The 17488-nt window shown below is 71.7% G+C and carries 11 protein-coding genes; 5 read left to right on the top strand and 6 right to left on the bottom strand.

Annotated elements, in window-relative coordinates:
* Positions 1 to 295 precede the first annotated feature (295 nt).
* Positions 296 to 2872 (bottom strand): aminopeptidase N, encoded by a 2577-nt coding sequence (gene pepN, locus DT019_RS12500; RefSeq protein ID WP_114036821.1) that lies wholly within the window; start codon positions 2870 to 2872, stop codon positions 296 to 298.
* 132 nt (positions 2873 to 3004) lie between these two features.
* Between pepN (DT019_RS12500) and DT019_RS12505 the strand changes: the two genes are divergently transcribed.
* Complete coding sequence (locus DT019_RS12505) at positions 3005 to 3499, top strand: DUF1203 domain-containing protein (RefSeq protein ID WP_114036822.1); 495 nt, start codon at positions 3005 to 3007, stop codon at positions 3497 to 3499.
* A gap of 162 nt (positions 3500 to 3661) precedes the next feature.
* On the top strand, positions 3662 to 4852 hold the full coding sequence (locus DT019_RS12510; RefSeq protein ID WP_114036823.1) for an MFS transporter: 1191 nt from the start codon (positions 3662 to 3664) through the stop codon (positions 4850 to 4852).
* 75 nt (positions 4853 to 4927) lie between these two features.
* Here DT019_RS12510 and DT019_RS12515 read toward each other — a convergent pair whose 3' ends face one another.
* The gene (locus DT019_RS12515; RefSeq protein ID WP_114036927.1) at positions 4928 to 5944 is read right to left on the bottom strand and encodes an aspartate-semialdehyde dehydrogenase; all 1017 of its coding nucleotides are present in this window, start codon (positions 5942 to 5944) and stop codon (positions 4928 to 4930) included.
* A gap of 250 nt (positions 5945 to 6194) precedes the next feature.
* Between DT019_RS12515 and DT019_RS12520 the strand changes: the two genes are divergently transcribed.
* Positions 6195 to 7655 (top strand): M28 family metallopeptidase, encoded by a 1461-nt coding sequence (locus DT019_RS12520; protein ID WP_223279439.1) that lies wholly within the window; start codon positions 6195 to 6197, stop codon positions 7653 to 7655.
* Between the two features lie 66 nt (positions 7656 to 7721).
* Here DT019_RS12520 and DT019_RS12525 read toward each other — a convergent pair whose 3' ends face one another.
* The gene (locus tag DT019_RS12525; protein ID WP_114036825.1) at positions 7722 to 11054 is read right to left on the bottom strand and encodes a S8 family serine peptidase; all 3333 of its coding nucleotides are present in this window, start codon (positions 11052 to 11054) and stop codon (positions 7722 to 7724) included.
* Positions 11055 to 11280: 226 nt separating this feature from the next.
* Here DT019_RS12525 and DT019_RS12530 point away from each other — a divergent pair, with 226 nt between their 5' ends.
* A complete protein-coding gene (locus tag DT019_RS12530; protein WP_114036826.1) occupies positions 11281 to 11751 on the top strand; it encodes an NUDIX hydrolase in 471 nt (156 codons plus the stop codon).
* A gap of 65 nt (positions 11752 to 11816) precedes the next feature.
* Here DT019_RS12530 and DT019_RS39525 read toward each other — a convergent pair whose 3' ends face one another.
* Complete coding sequence (locus DT019_RS39525; RefSeq protein WP_189389477.1) at positions 11817 to 12851, bottom strand: hypothetical protein; 1035 nt, start codon at positions 12849 to 12851, stop codon at positions 11817 to 11819.
* A gap of 138 nt (positions 12852 to 12989) precedes the next feature.
* The gene (gene pepN / locus DT019_RS12540; protein WP_114036827.1) at positions 12990 to 15569 is read right to left on the bottom strand and encodes an aminopeptidase N; all 2580 of its coding nucleotides are present in this window, start codon (positions 15567 to 15569) and stop codon (positions 12990 to 12992) included.
* A gap of 191 nt (positions 15570 to 15760) precedes the next feature.
* Between pepN (DT019_RS12540) and DT019_RS12545 the strand changes: the two genes are divergently transcribed.
* On the top strand, positions 15761 to 16411 hold the full coding sequence (locus DT019_RS12545; RefSeq protein WP_114036828.1) for a DsbA family protein: 651 nt from the start codon (positions 15761 to 15763) through the stop codon (positions 16409 to 16411).
* A 331-nt stretch (positions 16412 to 16742) separates the two neighbouring features.
* On the opposite strand, the gene DT019_RS12550 is transcribed toward DT019_RS12545, so the two are convergent.
* Entirely contained in the window at positions 16743 to 17384 is a 642-nt protein-coding gene (locus DT019_RS12550; protein ID WP_114036829.1) for a superoxide dismutase, read from the bottom strand.
* Positions 17385 to 17488: the final 104 nt, after the last annotated feature.

Here is a 17488-nt window from a genome sequence, read left to right on the forward strand (position 1 = left end):
TGCGCCCCAGCCCCCAGCGGGGGCTCCGCCCCCTGCACCCCCGGCGGGGCTGCGCCCAGACCCTCAGCGGGGCTGTGCCCCCCTGCACCCCTGCGGGGGCTGCGCCCAGACCCCCGGCAGGGGCTCCGCCCCCAGACCCCCGAAGGGGGGCTTCGCCCCGATGGGGGCTGGCCGGCCCTTCCCGGGGCGCGGGGGCGGAATCAGCCTCTCCGGCGTTTGAGGAGCGGGGTTCGGGGTGGAGCTCCGAGGGGGTGTCGGGTGGGTAGGCCCCGCAGGGGGTCCCCACCCCGCTCCGCTACGCGGACTCCGCGTCGGCCGCCCGGGCCCGCAGTGCCCGCTCGACGCCCGCCCGGGACTCCGAGATCAGGCGGCGCAGGGACGCGTTCGGCTGGGCCGAGGCGAGCCAGGCGTCCGTCGCGTCCAGGGTGTCCTGGGAGACCAGCAGCGACGGGTACAGGCCCACCGCGATCTGCTGGGCGATCTCGTGCGAGCGGGACTCCCACACGCCCTTGACCGCCGCGAAGAACTTCGAGGAGTACGGCGCGAGCAGCTCACGCTGGTCGGTCTGCACGAAGCCGCCGATCACCGCTTCCTGCACCGCGTTCGGCAGGGTGTCGCCCTCCACGACCGACGCCCACGCCTCGGCCTTCGCCTCCGGCGTCGGCCGCGCGGCCCGGGCGGTCGCCGCGTGGCGCTCGCCCGCCGCCGTCTTGTCGCGCTCCAGCTCCGCCGCGATCTCCGGCTCGTCGAAGACGCCGGTCGCGGCGAGCCGCTCCACGAACGCCCAGCGCAGCTCGGTGTCCACGACGAGCCCCTCGATGACCTCCGCGCCCGTCAACAGGGCCTGGAGCAGGTCGAGTTGCTGCGGGGTCCGGGCCGTCGCGGCGAACGCGCGGGCCCAGGCCAGCTGGTGGTCGCTGCCCGGCTCGGCGGTGCGCAGGTGCGCCAGCGTCGCGTCGGTCCACTGGGTCAGGCCCGCGTCGCGCCACTCGGGCGCCGCGTACAGGTCGATGGCCAGCTTGACCTGCCGGTGCAGGGACTGGACCACGCCGATGTCGGACTCCTTGGCGATGCCGGAGAGGACCAGCGCCAGGTAGTCGCGCGTGGCGAGTTCGCCGTCGCGGGTCATGTCCCAGGCCGAGGCCCAGCACAGGGCGCGCGGCAGGGACTCGGTGAAGTCGCCCAGGTGCTCGGTGACCACCCGCAGGGACTCCTCGTCCAGGCGGACCTTCGCGTACGAGAGGTCGTCGTCGTTGAGCAGCACGACGGCCGGGCGGCGGGTGCCCGCGGGCAGCTCGACCGCGGTGCGCTCGGCGGCCTCGATGTCCAGCTCGAACCGGTTCGTGCGGACCAGCTTGCCCGACCCGTCCAGGTCGTAGAAGCCGATCGCGATGCGGTGCGGACGCAGCGTCGGCGCGCCCTGCGCGCCGGCGGGCAGCGCCGGGGCCTCCTGGAGGACGGTGAAGGAGGTGATGGTGCCCGCGTCGTCCACGACGAGCTCGGGACGCAGCACGTTGATGCCGGCCGTCTCCAGCCACGCCCGCGACCAGGCCTTCAGGTCGCGGCCGCTCGTCTTCTCCAGCGCCCCGAGCAGGTCGGACAGGCGGGTGTTGCCGAACGCGTGCGCCTTGAAGTAGGCCTGCACGCCCTGGAAGAACTCGTCCATGCCGACGTACGCCACGAGCTGCTTGAGCACGGAGGCGCCCTTGGCGTACGTGATGCCGTCGAAGTTGACCAGCACGTCGTCCAGGTCGCGGATGTCGGCCATGATCGGGTGCGTCGAGGGGAGCTGGTCCTGGCGGTAGGCCCAGGTCTTCATCGAGTTGGCGAACGTGGTCCAGGAGTGCGGCCACTTCGAGCCCTCGGCGTACGCCTGGCAGGCGATCGAGGTGTAGGTGGCGAACGACTCGTTCAGCCAGAGGTCGTTCCACCACTCCATCGTCACCAGGTCGCCGAACCACATGTGGGCGAGCTCGTGCAGGATGGTCTCGGCGCGCACCTCGTAGGCGGCGTCCGTCACCTTCGAGCGGAACACGTACTGGTCGCGGATGGTGACCGCGCCCGCGTTCTCCATCGCGCCCGCGTTGAACTCCGGCACGAAGAGCTGGTCGTACTTGGCGAACGGGTAGGCGTAGTCGAACTTCTCCTGGAACCAGTCGAAGCCCTGCCGGGTCACCGCGAAGATCTCGTCCGCGTCGAGGAACTCGGCGAGCGAGGGACGGCAGTAGATGCCCAGCGGCACGGACTGCCCGGCCGGGCCCTCGTACGAGGAGTGCACCGAGTGGTACGGGCCCACGATCAGAGCGGTGATGTACGAGGAGATGCGCGGCGTCGGCTCGAAGACCCAGACGTCGTCCTTGGGCTCCGGCGTCGGCGAGTTGGAGATCACCGTCCAGCCGCTCGGCGCCTTCACGGTGAACTGGAACGTCGCCTTCAGGTCGGGCTGCTCGAACGAGGCGAACACCCGGCGCGCGTCCGGTACCTCGAACTGCGTGTACAGGTAGGCCTGTTGGTCCACCGGGTCCACGAAGCGGTGCAGGCCTTCGCCGGTGTTGGTGTACGCGCAGTCCGCGACGACCTTCAGCTCGTTGGGGCCCGCTTCGAGCCCGGCCAGCGCGATCCGGCTGTCGGCGAACACGGCGGCCGCGTCCAGCGCGGTCCCGTTCAGGACGACCTCGTGCACGGTCGGCGCGACCAGGTCGATGAAGGTCTCCGCCCCGGCCTCGGCAGAATCGAAGCGCACGGTGGTCACGGACCGATAGGTGCCGCCCTCCTGCGCGCCGCTCAGGTCGAGCTCGATCTCGTACGAGTCAACGGTGAGCAGCGCGGCCCGCCGCTGCGCCTCTTCACGGGTCAGATTCGTGCCAGGCACCCGGTCATCTCCTTCAGATGCTTCAGTTCCATCAGATCGTGATGTTTCCGGCCATCCTTGCACGCACGACGCGCACAGCGCGATGTCCGTTTTCCGCCGGTGAACAGGGGCCCGCGCGACCACCCTTGCGGCATGACGACCTACACCGCACGCCCCATCGACCCCACCGTCCTCAAGCAGCTGCGCGACACCGACGACGCCGGGCAGCCGTGCCTCCCGTTCACCGACCACGAGGGCGGCTCCCCGCTGCGCTGCTGCCTGCGCCCGATCCGCCCCGGCGAGCGGGTGGCCCTCGTCTCGTACGCCCCGCTGCGCCGCTGGGCCGCCGAGACCTCGGCCACCCCGGGCGCCTACGACGAGCAGGGTCCCGTCTTCATCCACGCCGAGGAGTGCGAGGGCCCCGCCACCGAGGAGTACCCCTCCACCCGGCCGGGGGCGCTTCGGGTCCTGCGCCGCTACAGCCGGGACGGGCACATCCTGGGAGGGCGGCTCCTGACGCTCCCCGAGGAGGCGACCCCCGCCTTCGACGCCGCCCTCGACGAGGCGTTCGCCGACCCGGAGGTCGCCCTGGTGCACGTCCGCGCGGTCGAATACGGCTGCTTCCACTTCGAGGTGCGCCGCCCCTGACCGGCCTCCTTCAGCGCCTTGGCGAACTCCCGTAGCCGCGCGCTGTCCCCGCCCCGGGGCCCTGGAAGCCGATCCGCAGGGTCGCGCCGAGCCCCCGCGCCGAACGGTGTCAGGTGCGCTTCGCCGTTGTTCCCCGCGGCCGGGCGCCGAAAGGTGGGGGGCATGGACACCGCCCCCGAACAGCCTTCCTCCGCCAGGGTGTTGAGTCCGGCGCGCGGCCGGGCCGCCGTGCTCGCCGTCGCCGCCACCACCTTCAGCGTCGTCACCACCGAGATGCTGCCCGTCGGGCTGCTCAGCCCGATCGCCGTCGCCCTCCACGTCTCCGAGGGGACCGCCGGGCTCGCCGTCACCCTGCCCGGCCTGGTCGCCGCGCTCACCGCGCCCCTGCTGCCCGCCCTCGCGGGCCGCGCCGACCGGCGCTCGCTCCTGGTCGGCCTGGCCCTGCTGCTCGCCCTCGCCGACCTGGCGTCCGCGCTGGCCCCCGTCTTCGCGGTGCTCCTGGCGGCCCGGCTGCTCGTCGGGGTGTGCGTCGGCGGGATCTGGGCCGTCGCGGCCGGGCTCGGCCACCGGCTCGTGTCCGCGCGGGCGGTCGGCCGGGCCACCGCCGTCATCTTCAGCGGGATCGCGGTGGCCTCCGTCGTCGGCGTCCCCGCGGGCGCCCTGACCGGTCAACTCGCGGGCTGGCGCTGGGGGTTCGCGCTGGTCGGTCTCCTCGCCGCGATCGTCGCCGGGCTGCTCGCGGCCCTCCTGCCGCCGCTGCCCGCCGAGTCCGCCGTGCGCCCGGCCGCCTTCCGTGCCGTCCTGCGGCTCGCGTCGATCCGGAGCGGCCTGCTGCTCCTGGCCCTGCTGGTCACCGGCCACTTCGCCGCGTACACCTACGTCCGGCCGGTCCTGGAACGGGCCCATGGGATCGGCGACGGCGCCATCAGCGCACTGCTCCTGCTGTACGGCGTCGCGGGCGTCGCCGGGAACTTCCTCGGCGGCACCGTCTCGGCCCGCTCCCCTGGCCGGGCGCTGCGCACCATGGCGGCGGCGCTCGCGGCCACCCTGTTCCTCCTGGCCGCCCTCGGCGACGGCGCGGCCGTGGCCGTCACCCTGCTCGTGGTGTGGGGGCTCGCCTACGGCGGTGTCTCGGTCGCCGGGCAGAACTGGTTCTCGGCCGCCGCGCCCCGGGCGAGGGAGGCGGTGACGGCGCTGTTCTCGGGGGTGTTCAACGCGGCGATCGCGCTGGGCGCGGCGGCCGGAGGCCTGGCCGTGGACCGCGCGGGCGAGCCGGGCGTGCTGTGGCTGGGCGCCGCTCTCGCGGCGCTGGCCCTCGCGGTGGCGGCTCGTGCCCGCCGCACGGGCGGGTGAGCACGGGCGAGGGGGCGGCCGCCGTCGAAGCGCCCGCCCCCCTCGGCGGCCGAGACCCTCGGCCGTCCGCGGTCCTCAGCCCTTGAGCTCGGCCGCCACCAGTTCGGCGATCTGGACGGCGTTCAGCGCGGCGCCCTTGCGGAGGTTGTCGTTGGAGAGGAACAGCGCGAGGCCGTGCTCGACGGTCTCGTCGACGCGGATGCGGCCCACGTAGGAGGCGTCCTTGCCCGCCGCCTGGAGCGGGGTCGGGATCTCGGACAGCTCGACGCCCGGGGCGTCCTTCAGGAGCTCGTACGCGCGCTCCACGCTGATCGGGCGCTCGAAGCGGGCGTTGACCTGGAGCGAGTGGCCCGAGAAGACCGGCACGCGCACGCAGGTGCCGGACACCTTCAGCTCCGGGATCTCCAGGATCTTGCGGGACTCGTTGCGGAGCTTCTGCTCCTCGTCGGTCTCGAAGGAGCCGTCGTCGACGATGCTGCCCGCCAGGGGGAGCACGTTGAAGGCGATGGGGCGCTTGTAGACGCCGGGCTCGGGGAACTCGACCGCGCCGCCGTCGAAGGTCAGCCGGTCGGCCGTCTCGGCGACCTCGCGGGCCTGGGTGTGCAGCTCGGCCACGCCCGCCAGGCCGGAGCCGGAGACGGCCTGGTAGGTGGTGGCGACCAGGGCGGTCAGCCCGGCCTCGCCATGCAGCGGGCGCAGCACCGGCATCGCGGCCATCGTGGTGCAGTTGGGGTTGGCGATGATGCCCTTGGGGCGGTCCTTGACGGCGTGCGGGTTGACCTCGGAGACCACCAGGGGGACCTCGGGGTGGCCGCGCCAGGCGGAGGAGTTGTCGATCACGACGGCGCCCTGGGAGGCGACCTTCTCGGCCAGGGCGCGCGAGGTGGCGCCGCCCGCCGAGAACAGCACGATGTCCAGGCCCGTGTAGTCGGCGGTGGCCGCGTCCTCGACCGTCACGCCGTCCAGGACGGTGCCCGCGGAGCGCGCGGAGGCGAACAGGCGCAGCTCGTCGACCGGGAAGGCCCGCTCCACGAGGATCTTGCGCATGACCGACCCGACCTGCCCGGTGGCTCCGACGATTCCGACCCTCACGGTGACTCCTTTGGTGCTCACGTGCTTCACGTGCTCCTGTACGGCTCCGGCGCACCCATGATGCGTCGGGCCCCGGCGGACTTGTCCAATCCATTGTCCGGGGTGTGGGACGCCTGCCCACTTGTGACAAGTCCATGGCATCCGTGTTGCATCCGCCCCGAAATGCCCCATGGAGCCGTTTTTGCTGGCTACGGTCCTGGCAGGCCGGTCGATCATCGGCCGTACCGCACCGCATTCCGGAGGATTTCCCGTGCCCGTATCCCGCCGCAGCCGGGCCATAGCCGCCCTTGCCGCCGCCCCGGTGATCCTGTCCCTGGCGACGCCCGCCGTCGCCCGAGGGGGCCCCGACCAGCACCTCGCCAGGAAGCTGGTCAAGGAGGCGTCGGGAGAGAGCGCCTACCGCCACCTGGAGGCCTTCCAGAAGATCGCCGACGCCAACGGCGGCAACCGGGCCGCCGGCACCCCCGGCTACGACGCCTCGGCCGCCTATGTGCACGGAGAGCTGGAGCGGGCCGGGTACGACGTCTCGTACCAGGACTTCACCTTCTACGAGTCGAAGACCCTGCGTCAGAAGCTGACCACGGGCGGGCGCGAACTGCCCACCGCCGCCTACCAGTTCAGCAAGTCGACCCCGGCGGGCGGACTGACCGCCGAGGTGAAGGCGGCCCGGGTCGACGACACCCCCGGCTGCTCGCTCGACGACTACGCCTCCGGCACCTTCACCGGGAAGATCGCGCTGGTCAAGCGCGGCAGCTGCACCTTCCAGGAGAAGGAGGCCGTCGCGGCCAAGGCGGGCGCGGCCGGACTCATCGTCTACAACCACTCCGGCACCGACCCGGTGCACGGCACGGTCGGGGCGCCCGAGAACGCCCACGTCCCGGCCGCCGGGATCTCCCTCGCGGACGGCGAGGCGCTCGCCGCCCGGCTCACCAGGGGCCCGGTCGAGGTCACCCTGGACGTGGCCACCGAGGCCCTCGCCAAAAAGACCCGCAACGTGATCGCCGAGACCCGCACCGGCAGCCCGGACAACGTGGTCGCGCTCGGCAGCCACCTCGACTCGGTGCCCGCGGGCCCCGGCATCAACGACAACGGCTCCGGCTCGGCGGGCCTGCTCGAAGTCGCGCTCAAGCTGGCCAAGGAGACCAAGCAGACCCGCAAGCACCCCAAGCAGCTCCCCAACAAGGTGCGGTTCGCCTGGTGGTCCGGCGAGGAGCTCGGGCTGCTCGGCTCCGAGCACTACGTCAAGAACCTCACCGAGCGGCAGAAGAAGCAGATCAAGCTCTATCTGAACTTCGACATGATCGCCTCGCCCAACGCCGCCCAGCTCGTCTACGACGGCGACGACTCCGACAAGAAGGGCGCGGGCCCCGGGCCCGCCGGATCGGCGCAGATCGAGAAGCTGATCAACACCTATCTCGACCAGCGGCACGTCCCGCACGAGGGTTACGACTTCGACGGGCGCTCCGACTACGGCCCCTTCATCGCGGTCGGCATCCCGGCGGGTGGCACCTACACCGGCGCCGAGGAGATCAAGACGCCCGAGCAGGCGAAGAAGTGGGGCGGCCGGGCCGGTGAGCCCTTCGACCCCAACTACCACGGCGCGGGCGACACGTTGCGGAACATCGACAAGCGGTACTTCGACCTCAACATCGACGTCATCGCGCAGGCGGTCGGCACGTACGCGGTCGACCTGAGCTCGCTCAGGGACTGAGCGCACACGACGAAGCGGGGCGGGTGCTCGTGAAGAGCGCCCGCCCCGCCGTGTGGGGACGACCCGTTACGGGGTGACCTTCTGGATGAGCACGCTGCCGCTGCCCGCCGCGGTGCCGCGCTCGTTCACCAGCTGCACGGTGCCGAAGAACTGACGGCCCTCGGGAGCCGCGCCCGCCGCGACGACATCGGCCGTCACCTGGGCGGACGCGCCGCCCGCGAGCTTGACGGTCTTGCTCTCGTCGACCTTGACGGTGCCGAGCGAGGGCGCGAAGTACACGTCCTTGTAGGCGTACGTCGTCGACCCGGACGGGACCGCGTAGCCCGCGACCTGGATCGTGTACGTGCCCGGGGCCGGCTTGACCAGGCTCACCGACTCGTCCGAGCTGCTGGTCGTGGACTTGCCGACGGTCTTGCCGTTCTGGTCCAGGACGTACAGGTCGAGGTCGGCGCCCTTGTCGGAGGTGCCGCCGATGGACACGTCCAGGTGCTCGACGCCCGCGCCGATGGTGACGGTGCTGGTCTGCGTCTCACCGGCCTTGATGGTCGGCGTGGCGACCTTCGCGGAGCCCAGCGAGCCGCCCTTCAGGCTGCCCTCCAGAGCGGCGAAGCCGTTGGTGACCTTCCACTGCACGGGGGCCGGGGTGCCCACCTTGGCCTCGGGCACCGTCTGGGTGGCCGGGTCGAAGTTCACGCCGAGCACCGAGGCGTCCAGCTTGAAGGAGTTGTCCAGGTACGGCGACGTACGGCGCGCCTCGACCTCGATCTCCCACACGCCGGCCTGCGGGTTCGCGTACGAGCGCAGGTCGGGGCGGCAGGTGTTGGCCGGGTTGTCGTAGTTCGGGTAGCAGTTCGGCGTCCCCGTGGGGTCGACGGCCACACCGTAGGGGTGGATCGAGATGAAGCGGGTCTGGCTGCCCGAGCGCAGCGCGCCCATGCGGACCTCCAGGTTCTGCGCGCCCGCCGGGACGTTCAGGAAGTACGACTTGGTGGAGTTGCGCTGCACCGTCGAGGACGCCGTGAAGGTGAAGCCGGGGCCCGCGACCGGGGTCGCGACGATCACCGTGGCCATGATCTGCTGGTCGACGCCGACCGTCTTGGGGTCGTCGACCTGGAGGATCGCGCTGTGCACGCCGCCGGAGCGCGGCTGCGCCTGCACCTTGACGGTGACGGGCTTGCCGAGCGGCAGGTTCACCTCGTCGTCGCCGAGCACCCGGAACGTGCCGTCGTCGTTCTTGAACGACAGCCTGTGCCGGACGTTCTTGTCCGGGCCCGTGGTGCGGGTGACCGTGACGTCGTACGTCTTCTTCTGCCCGGCCTTCAGGCCGCTCTCGCGGTCGTAGATGCCGGTGCCGACGTTCGGCGTCTTCAGTGCGAAGGAGAGCGCGCTGGAGACCGGGGCGGTCACCGTGTACTCGTGGGCCGGGGCCTTCTTCTTCGCGGTCTGCTTGATCGCGTCCCAGGCGCCCACGATGTTGATCAGGCCGGAGCCCTCCTGGTAGGCCTGAACACCCTTGATGTGCTTGGCCGTCGAGGTCAGCGCGGTGCGCAGGTCGACCGGCGGCAGGTCGATGCCCTGCTGCTTGGCGGCCGAGAGGAGCAGCGCCGAGGCGCCCGCGGCCTGCGGGGAGGCCATCGAGGTGCCCTGGAGCATCGAGTAGCCGGCCGGCAGGCTGTAGCCCGACTCCTTGACCGGGCTGCCGGGCAGCCAGGTCTGGGTGGAGTTGATGGCCGCGCCGGGGGCGGTCAGCGTGGGCGTGAAGCCGCCGTCCTCACGCGGGCCGCGCGAGGAGAACGGCATCATCTGGTAGTCCGTGGACACCCCGGAGCCGTAGTTGGCGGCCCAGGTCTCCTTGGAGATGCTCGCGCCGACGGATATGACGTGGTCGGCGAGGCCGGGGTCGCCGATGGTGTTGACGCCCGGACCGTCGTTGCCGGCCGAGATCACCAGCTGCACGCCGTAGGTGTCGATGAGGCGCTTGTAGAGCTCGGCGCGCGCGTTGTTGCCGTCGTTGAGCGCCGGCAGGCCGCCGATCGACATGTTGACGATGTCGACGTGGCGGTTGGTGACGAGGTCGATCATGCCCTCGGTCAGCGCGATGTTGGTGCAGCCGCCGTTCCAGTTGCAGGCGCGCGAGGAGACGATCTTCGCGCCGGGCGCGGCCCCGCTCATCTTGCCGCCGAACAGCCCGTTGGCGGAGGTGATGCCGGCGACGTGGGTGCCGTGCTCCGATTCGATGACGCCGATGTTGACGTAGTCCGAGGTGTGCCCGGCCGCGTCGTAGGCGACGTTCTTGCGGATCTCGACGGTGAACGGGACGCGCTTGCTGGCGCCCGTGATCGGGTCCGTCTCGTCCTCGCCGAAGTAGCCGACCTGGTAGCCGTCCTTGTACGGCTTCATCGGCACGTCGTCCGTGAAGTCGTTGTTGTTGTTCAGGTCGACGCGGACGGTGCCGGCGACCGGGTCGTAGAGCACGCCCCAGGTGTCGGTGGTGTCGCCGTCCCGGTTCAGGTCACCGGCCTCGTCGCCGCCCGCGGTCGCCTTCTCGGCGAACGTGGAGAAGTCGTACGAGCCCGCGGGGGCCTTCCAGGTCTTGCCGCCGGCGGTGAACGTCGGCCCGGACACGGCGGTGTTGGCGCGCAGCCAGGTGCCGTCGCCGTCCTGCACCGGGTCGGTGGAGGTGACCCAGTCGACGATCTTGCGCTCGCCGGTGGTGGTCTTCTGGAGCGCAGGGTGGCCGAGGTCCACGCCCGAGTCCAGGATGCCGATGGTGACCCCGCGGCCGTCCGCCTCGGGGTGCTGCTTCACGAAGTCGACCGCACCCGTCTCGAAGTTCGGGTTGTACGGGTTCTTCGCGGGCGTGTCCCTGCCCGGCGCCGGGTAGCTGCCCGAGGTGCGCAGCTGCTTGGCGGACTTCGTGGTGTCGCCCGAGGGGGTCGGGTCGTCCAGCTGGATGTCCTGCTTGAGGTCGATGCCGTGCACCGAGGGCAGCTTCGCGGCCGCCTTCAGGGCCGCCTCGGCCTGCGCCATCGGCAGGGTCGCGCGGACGTAGCCGAGCCGGTCGTCCTGCTTGCCGACGGTCGCCCCCGCGACCGCGTGCAGCTGCTTGCTCACGTCGGAGGTGGCGCCCGGGGCGGTGGCCAGCATGACGGTGACGCTCTTCTCGCCCTTGGCCTGCGCCTCGGCGAGCCGCTGCTCGTCGGCCTTGCCGAGCTTGTCCTCGGGAGTCTTGGCCGGAGCGGTCTTCACCGAGGGCGCGGTCCACGGATCGTCGGTGCCGCTCGCCGCGAAGGCCGGCGCGGCGCCCGCCGTGACGAGCGCGGCCACCAGGCCGGCCGCCGCCGCTGTGCGGGCAGTGCGTCTCGCCCCGGGTATGGAGCGCGGGGATTCAGTGGTCATTCAGCATCCCTGTGAGATGGGTAAGGGGCCGGACCCGAACGGTTCGAAATTCGGTGCCGGATGACCGCTGAGCATTGCGTATAGGACTGTTGTTTGTGGAGAGTTGACCGTTACGTGATGTGAACATGGCGTGTTTCCGCCAGGGGGCGCGGACCGCCAGCCCGATCCGGGCCCCTCGCTCCGCCGGTCGGCGGCGCCCGCGCACGCCGCCCCGTAACCTCACCGAATGAACACGGAGTTGCGGGTGGCGGCCTACGCCGTATGCGTACGGGAAACCGGTGGTGCCCAGGAGATCCTGCTCGCGCGCTGGGTGGCCCGGGACGGCGGCAAGCGGTGGACGCTGCCGGGCGGCGGCATGGACCACGGCGAGGACCCCCTCGACACCGTGGTGCGCGAGGTCGACGAGGAGACGGGCTACGCGGTCGAGCCGGCCCGGCTGCTCGGCATCGACTCGATCAACCGGCGCTACCCGCGCAAGCTCGGCAGGTTCGCGGACTTCCAGGGACTGCGCATCGTGTACGAGGGCCGGATCACCGGCGGCGAGCTGCGCCACGAGACCAACGGCTCCACGGACCTGGCCGCCTGGCACCCGCTGAACGCGGTGGCCGACCTGGACCGGGTCGAACTCGTCGACGTGGGGCTCGAGTTGTGGCGCACCCGGCCGCCCACGGGCAGGGCGTCCCTCCCCGTGGGCTGAACCACGCGGTCCGGTCGCGGGCGGCGGGCCCTTCCCCTCCGAAGGTCCGCCGCCCGCGCCGGAGTTCAGCGGGGGAGCACCACCACATAGGCGGCGGGCTCCCGCTCGGAGGACGCCATCAGCGCCGTGCGCACCACGGTCGCCTGCTGCTCCAGCGACTCACGCAGCTTCCTCGGCGTCACGTGCACGACGGTGATCCCGAGCCGCTCCAGCGCCTCGCGCTTGCGGCTGTACTCCGACCACAGCTCGTCGTCCTCCTGCCGGGGCGCCCGCGTGTCCAGCTCCACCGCGACCGCGTGCTCGGGCCAGTACGCGTCCAGGCCGCCCAGGTGCGGGCCGCCCGGCAGGCGCAGGTCCACGTTCCACAGCGGGTCCGGAAGGCCGAACCCGCGCACCATCGCGTACAGCCGCTCCTCGGCGATCGAGCGCCCCTCGGCGAGCAGCGCGTCCACCGCGTCCACGACATGGGCCCGCGTCAGCAGCCGGGCCTGCGTCAACTCCCGTACGATCGCGGCCGGTTCGGTGTGGCCGCAGCGCACCGCCTCGGTGAGCAGCCGGCGTACCGCCTGGGCGTCGTCGAGGACGGCGACGGCGTCCGCGAGCGCCCGCGGCACCGGCGCCACCGGCACCCCCGCGACCATCTCCGCGCCGGGCATCACATGCGCCCGCACCAGCTGGACGAACCCCGTCGAGCGCAGCCGCCGGGTGCGCGGCACCAGCACCTCGATCCGGTCGAGCGAGAGCAGCGGGGGAGCCGAGGAGAAGCGGTGCATCGCGAGCGCCGCGAGCCCGGTGACGACGGCCTGCGGCGCCTCGGTGTGGGCCTGGCCCTGCGCCGGGATGACCTTGGCGCGTCCGGCGGCCGGCCACCCCGCGTAGAGCAGCGCGGCGTGCAGCCGCTCCTCGCTGGTGGCGGGGCCCGGGTGCAGCACGTACACCCCGGGAAGCAGCTGCTGCCAGGGGCCGCCGGGGCGGCACTGGGCGGCGGTGCGCGCGGCCGAAACCCCGTGCGCGCGCAGTTGGTTGGCGGAGAGCACGCGCCGCTGCACGTCGGTGAGGTGGCTCAGGGGGCGGGGGGAGAGCGGGGTGTTGTGGTTCATGCTGCGGGGTTTTCCGCAGCCGGAGGGCCCGCTAACCGCTGTTACACGCCCGTCGACAAATCCGGACAACCCCGTCCTAAAGTACGGGCGTTCGACTGCCGATCAGGGGGGCCCGTCCACGGGCCCCCCGAACCGGCGTCAGCGTGCGGCCACCGCCGCGTCGCAGGCCTGGCCGCGCAGGGTGCGCGCCAGGTCGTCACGGGCTTCGAGGACCAGACGGCGCAGCGCCGGAGCCGCACCCTCGTGCGCGGCGAGCCAGGCGTCGGTCGCCGCCAGCGTCGCCCCGTCGCCCTGGAGCGCCGGGAAGAGGCCCTTGACGATGTCCATGCCGATCTGGATCGAACGCTCGGCCCACAGCCGCTCGATCACCTCGAAGTACTTCGGGGCGTACGGCGCGGTCAGCTCCCGCTGCGAGGACTGGTTGAAGCCCGCGATGGTGGCCTCCACCAGCGCGTTGGACAGCGCGTCCGACTCCACGACCTGCGCCCAGGCCTGCGCCTTGACCGCCGCGGAGGGGCGCGCGGCCAGGCAGCGCACGTGGTGGCGCTTGCCGGACGCGGTGTCGTCGCGGGCCAGCTCCGCGTCGACGGCCGACTCGTCCGCGACGCCGTGCGCGGCCAGCGGTTCGAGCAGCGCCCAGCGCAGCTCCTGGTCCACGTCGAGGCCGTCGATCCTGGCCGAGCCCGCGAGCAGTCCCCGCAGGAGCTGGAAGTCGGCGTCGGTGGTGGCCGTCGCCGCGAAGAAGCGGGCCCAGGTGAGCTGGTGCTGGCTGCCCGGCTCGGCCAGCCGCAGCTCGTGCAGGGCGCCCTCGGCGAGCAGTCGCCCGCCCTCCTCGCGCCAGGCGGGCGCCGCGTAGTGGACGACGGCCGACCGGGCCCAGGAGTGCAGCATCTGGAGCACGCCGATGTCGGACTCGCGGCCCGCGTGCGCGAGGACGAGGGCGACGAAGTCGCGGGCGGGCATCAGCGCGTCCCGCGTCAGGTTCCACAGCGCCGACCAGCACAGGGCGCGCGCCAGCGGGTCGGTGATGTCGCCGAGGTGGGCGCGCAGGGTGGCGAGCGAGCCCTCGTCGAAGCGGATCTTGCAGTAGGTCAGGTCGTCGTCGTTGACCAGGATCAGGTCGGGCCGCTCGGACCCGGCGAGCTCCGCAACGACCGTGCGCGGGCCCTCGACGTCGACCTCGGCACGGGCGTAGCGCACCAGCGCGCCCGCCTCGTTGCGGTACAGGCCCACCGCGACCCGGTGCGGACGCAGCTCGGGGTGCGAGTCCGCCGCCTCCTGGACCACGGCGAGCTCGGTGACGCGGTCCCCGGCGTCGTACGTGGCAACGGGAGTCAGGGAGTTGACGCCCGCCGTCTGGAGCCAGGAGCGCGACCAGGTGGCCATGTCGCGCCCGGAGACCTCTGCGAGCACCGACAGCAGATCGGCCAGGCGCGTGTTGCCGTACGCGTGCCGCTTGAAGTACCGCCGGGCCCCTTCGAGGAAGGCGTCCCGGCCGACGTAGGCGACGAGCTGCTTGAGCACCGAGGCGCCCTTGGCGTACGTGATCCCGTCGAAGTTGAGCTTGGCGTCCTCCAGGTCACGGATGTCGGCCGTGATCGGGTGGGTGGACGGCAGCTGGTCGGCCCGGTAGGCCCACGCCTTGCGGTTGTTCGCGAAGGTCACCCAGCTGTTGGTGAAGCGGGTGGCCTCCGCCTGCGAGAAGGCGCCCATGAAGTCCGCGAAGGACTCCTTGAGCCACAGGTCGTCCCACCACACCATGGTGACCAGGTCGCCGAACCACATGTGCGCCATCTCGTGCAGGATGACGTTGGCCCGGCGCTCGTAGGCGGCCTGCGTCACCTTGCCGCGGTAGATGTACTCCTCGCGGAAGGTCACCAGGCCCGGGTTCTCCATCGCGCCCAGGTTGTACTCCGGCACGAACGCCTGGTCGTACTTCCCGAACGGGTAGGGGAAGTCGAAGTTGTCGTGGAAGAAGTCCAGGCCCTGCTTGGTGACCAGGAAGACGTCGTCGGCGTCGAAGTGCCGCGCGAGCCCCTTGCGGCACATCGCGCCCAGCGGGATCTCCAGCTTGCCGCCGTCGTCGAAGGTGCGCGTGTAGGAGTCGGTGACGTAGTGGTACGGGCCCGCCACCACGCAGGTGATGTACGTCGAGATCGGCTCGGTCGCGGCGAAGCGCCACACACCGTCCGCCTCCTGGCCGCCCGCGCCGTTGGACCACACCGTCCAGCCCTCGGGTGCCTGCGCCTCGAAGACGAAGCGGGCCTTGAGGTCGGGCTGCTCGAAGGTGGCGAACACGCGGCGCGCGTCGGCGGGCTCGTACTGCGTGTAGAGGTAGACCTCGCCGTCCTCCGGGTCGACGAAGCGGTGCATGCCCTCGCCGGTCCGGCTGTAGGCGCACTGGGCGTCGACCACCAGGACGTTGTCCTCGGCGAGGTCGTCGAGCGCGATCCGGCTGCCGTCGAAGACCTCGGCGGGGTCGAGCGCGCGGCCGTTCAGCGTCACCGAGGTCACCGACGGGGCGATGAGGTCCACGAAGGTGGCGGCGCCCGGCCGGGACGCGCGGAAGCGGATGGTGGTCAGGGACCGGAACGTGCGGAGCCCGTCCGGGGCGTCCCCGACCGCGGACCGCAGGTCGAGGGAGACGTCGTAGCCCTCGACGGACAGCAGCTCGGCCCGCTCGCGGGCCTCGTCGCGGGACAGATTCTCACCGGGCACGGGCACTCCTTCGTGTCTCGTTCGAACGGCCTCGATCCTCCCACGCCGCTCGGGCGGGCACGGCGCGGGAATGGGATCGGCCGCAGCGGATGTTGGACGGAATGCTTTCGGCCGGTGCCGGTGTTCGGCCGTAGAGACGCTTGCTTTGACCGACGTCGCACGATGCTGCCCGATGTTGCCCGAGGAGAGACATGTCCCAGACTGCCAAGACCCCCGTCGACTTCTGGTTCGACCCCATCTGCCCGTGGGCCTGGATGACCTCGCGCTGGATGCTGGAGGTCGAGAAGGTCCGCGACGTGGAGGTCCGCTGGCACGTGATGAGTCTCGCGGTCCTGAACGAGGACCGGCTGGACGAGCTGCCCGAGCAGTACGCCGAGAACATGCGGCCCGGAGGCAAGTCCTGGGGCCCGGTGCGCGTCGTGACCGCCGCCCGGGAACTGCACGGCGACGAGGTCGTCGGCAGGCTGTACACCGCGCTCGGCACCCGCTTCCACAACGAGGGCCTCGGCGTGACCCGGGACTCCATCGCCGCCGCGCTCAAGGACGCGGGCCTGCCCGCCGAGCTCATCGACTACGCCGACCAGGACACCTACGACCTCCAGCTGCGCGCGTCCCACAAGGAGGGCATCGAGAAGGTCGGCCAGGACGTCGGCACCCCGGTCATCGCGGTGCCGGGCGCCGACGGCGAGCAGATCGCCTTCTTCGGCCCGGTCGTCACGCCCGCCCCGCAGGGCGAGGCCGCCGCCAAGTTGTGGGACGGCACCCTGCTGGTCGCCGCCACCCCCGGCTTCTACGAGATCAAGCGCAGCCGCACCGTCGGCCCCGACTTCAGCAACCTCTGACCCCCGTCCCGGGCCGCCCCCAACCCCCTGGGGGCGGGCTGAGGATGCTCATGCCGACCAGCACCGGTGCTGTCAGGGGCGCGGGGAACTGCGCGAGACGCGACCATGGTCCGCAGACCGAAGGGCTTTTAGGGGCGCGGGGAACTGCGCGAAAAGCGGGCACGGTCCGCAGGCACCGGCAGGGTGGCGCTCCGCACGCCGCCGAAACGCGAACGGCCCCGCGAGTCACGTCCTCGCGGGGCCGTCCGTTTCATCCGCCCGCACGTGAAGGTTGAGAAGACGATCACGAGCAGGACGCTCACGCGCCCGTGGGGCGCTGTGCCAGGAGGTCCTACGGGGCCAGGATCAGGTTGTTGCCGGCCTGCTTGGCGGCGGCGTAACGCCGTGCCACGTCCTGCCAGTTGACGACCCGCCACATCGCCTCGATGAAGTCGACCTTCTGGTTCTTGTACTGGAGGTAGAAGGCGTGCTCCCAGGCGTCGAAGACCAGGATCGGGGTCGAGCCCTGGCCGACGTTGCCCTGGTGGTCGTAGATCTGCTCGACCACGAGGCGGCCGCTGATCGGCTCGTAGGCGAGGACGCCCCAGCCCGAACCCTGCGTCGTCGCCGCGGCCTTGGTCAGCTGGGCCTTGAACTTGGCGAAGGAGCCGAAGGACTCGGCGATGGCGTCCGCCAGCTCGCCGGTGCCGTCCTTGTCCAGGGGCTCGCCGCCGCCGTCGCCCGTCATGTTGTGCCAGTAGATCGAGTGCAGGATGTGGCCGGAGAGGTGGAACGCGAGGTTCTTCTCCAGGCCGTTGATCGAGCCCCAGGCATCCTTGTCGCGCGCCTCGGCGAGCTGCTCCAGGGTGTCGTTCGCGCCCTTCACATACGCCGCGTGGTGCTTGTCGTGGTGCAGCTCGATGATCTCCGGGCTGATGACCGGTTCGAGCGCGGCGTAGTCGTACGGAAGTTCAGGAAGGGTGTAAATGGCCATGTCCGAGCCCTCCGACTGCTCACTGCGAATGCTTATTGCAACTGATGTGCAAGTGCACGCTACCAGCAGCAATACGGACGCGCAGCCAAGGGTGACCTCAGCAA

Origin of the sequence: Streptomyces sp. SDr-06 (assembly GCF_003324565.1) — a bacterium.
Lineage (GTDB): Bacteria > Actinomycetota > Actinomycetes > Streptomycetales > Streptomycetaceae > Streptomyces.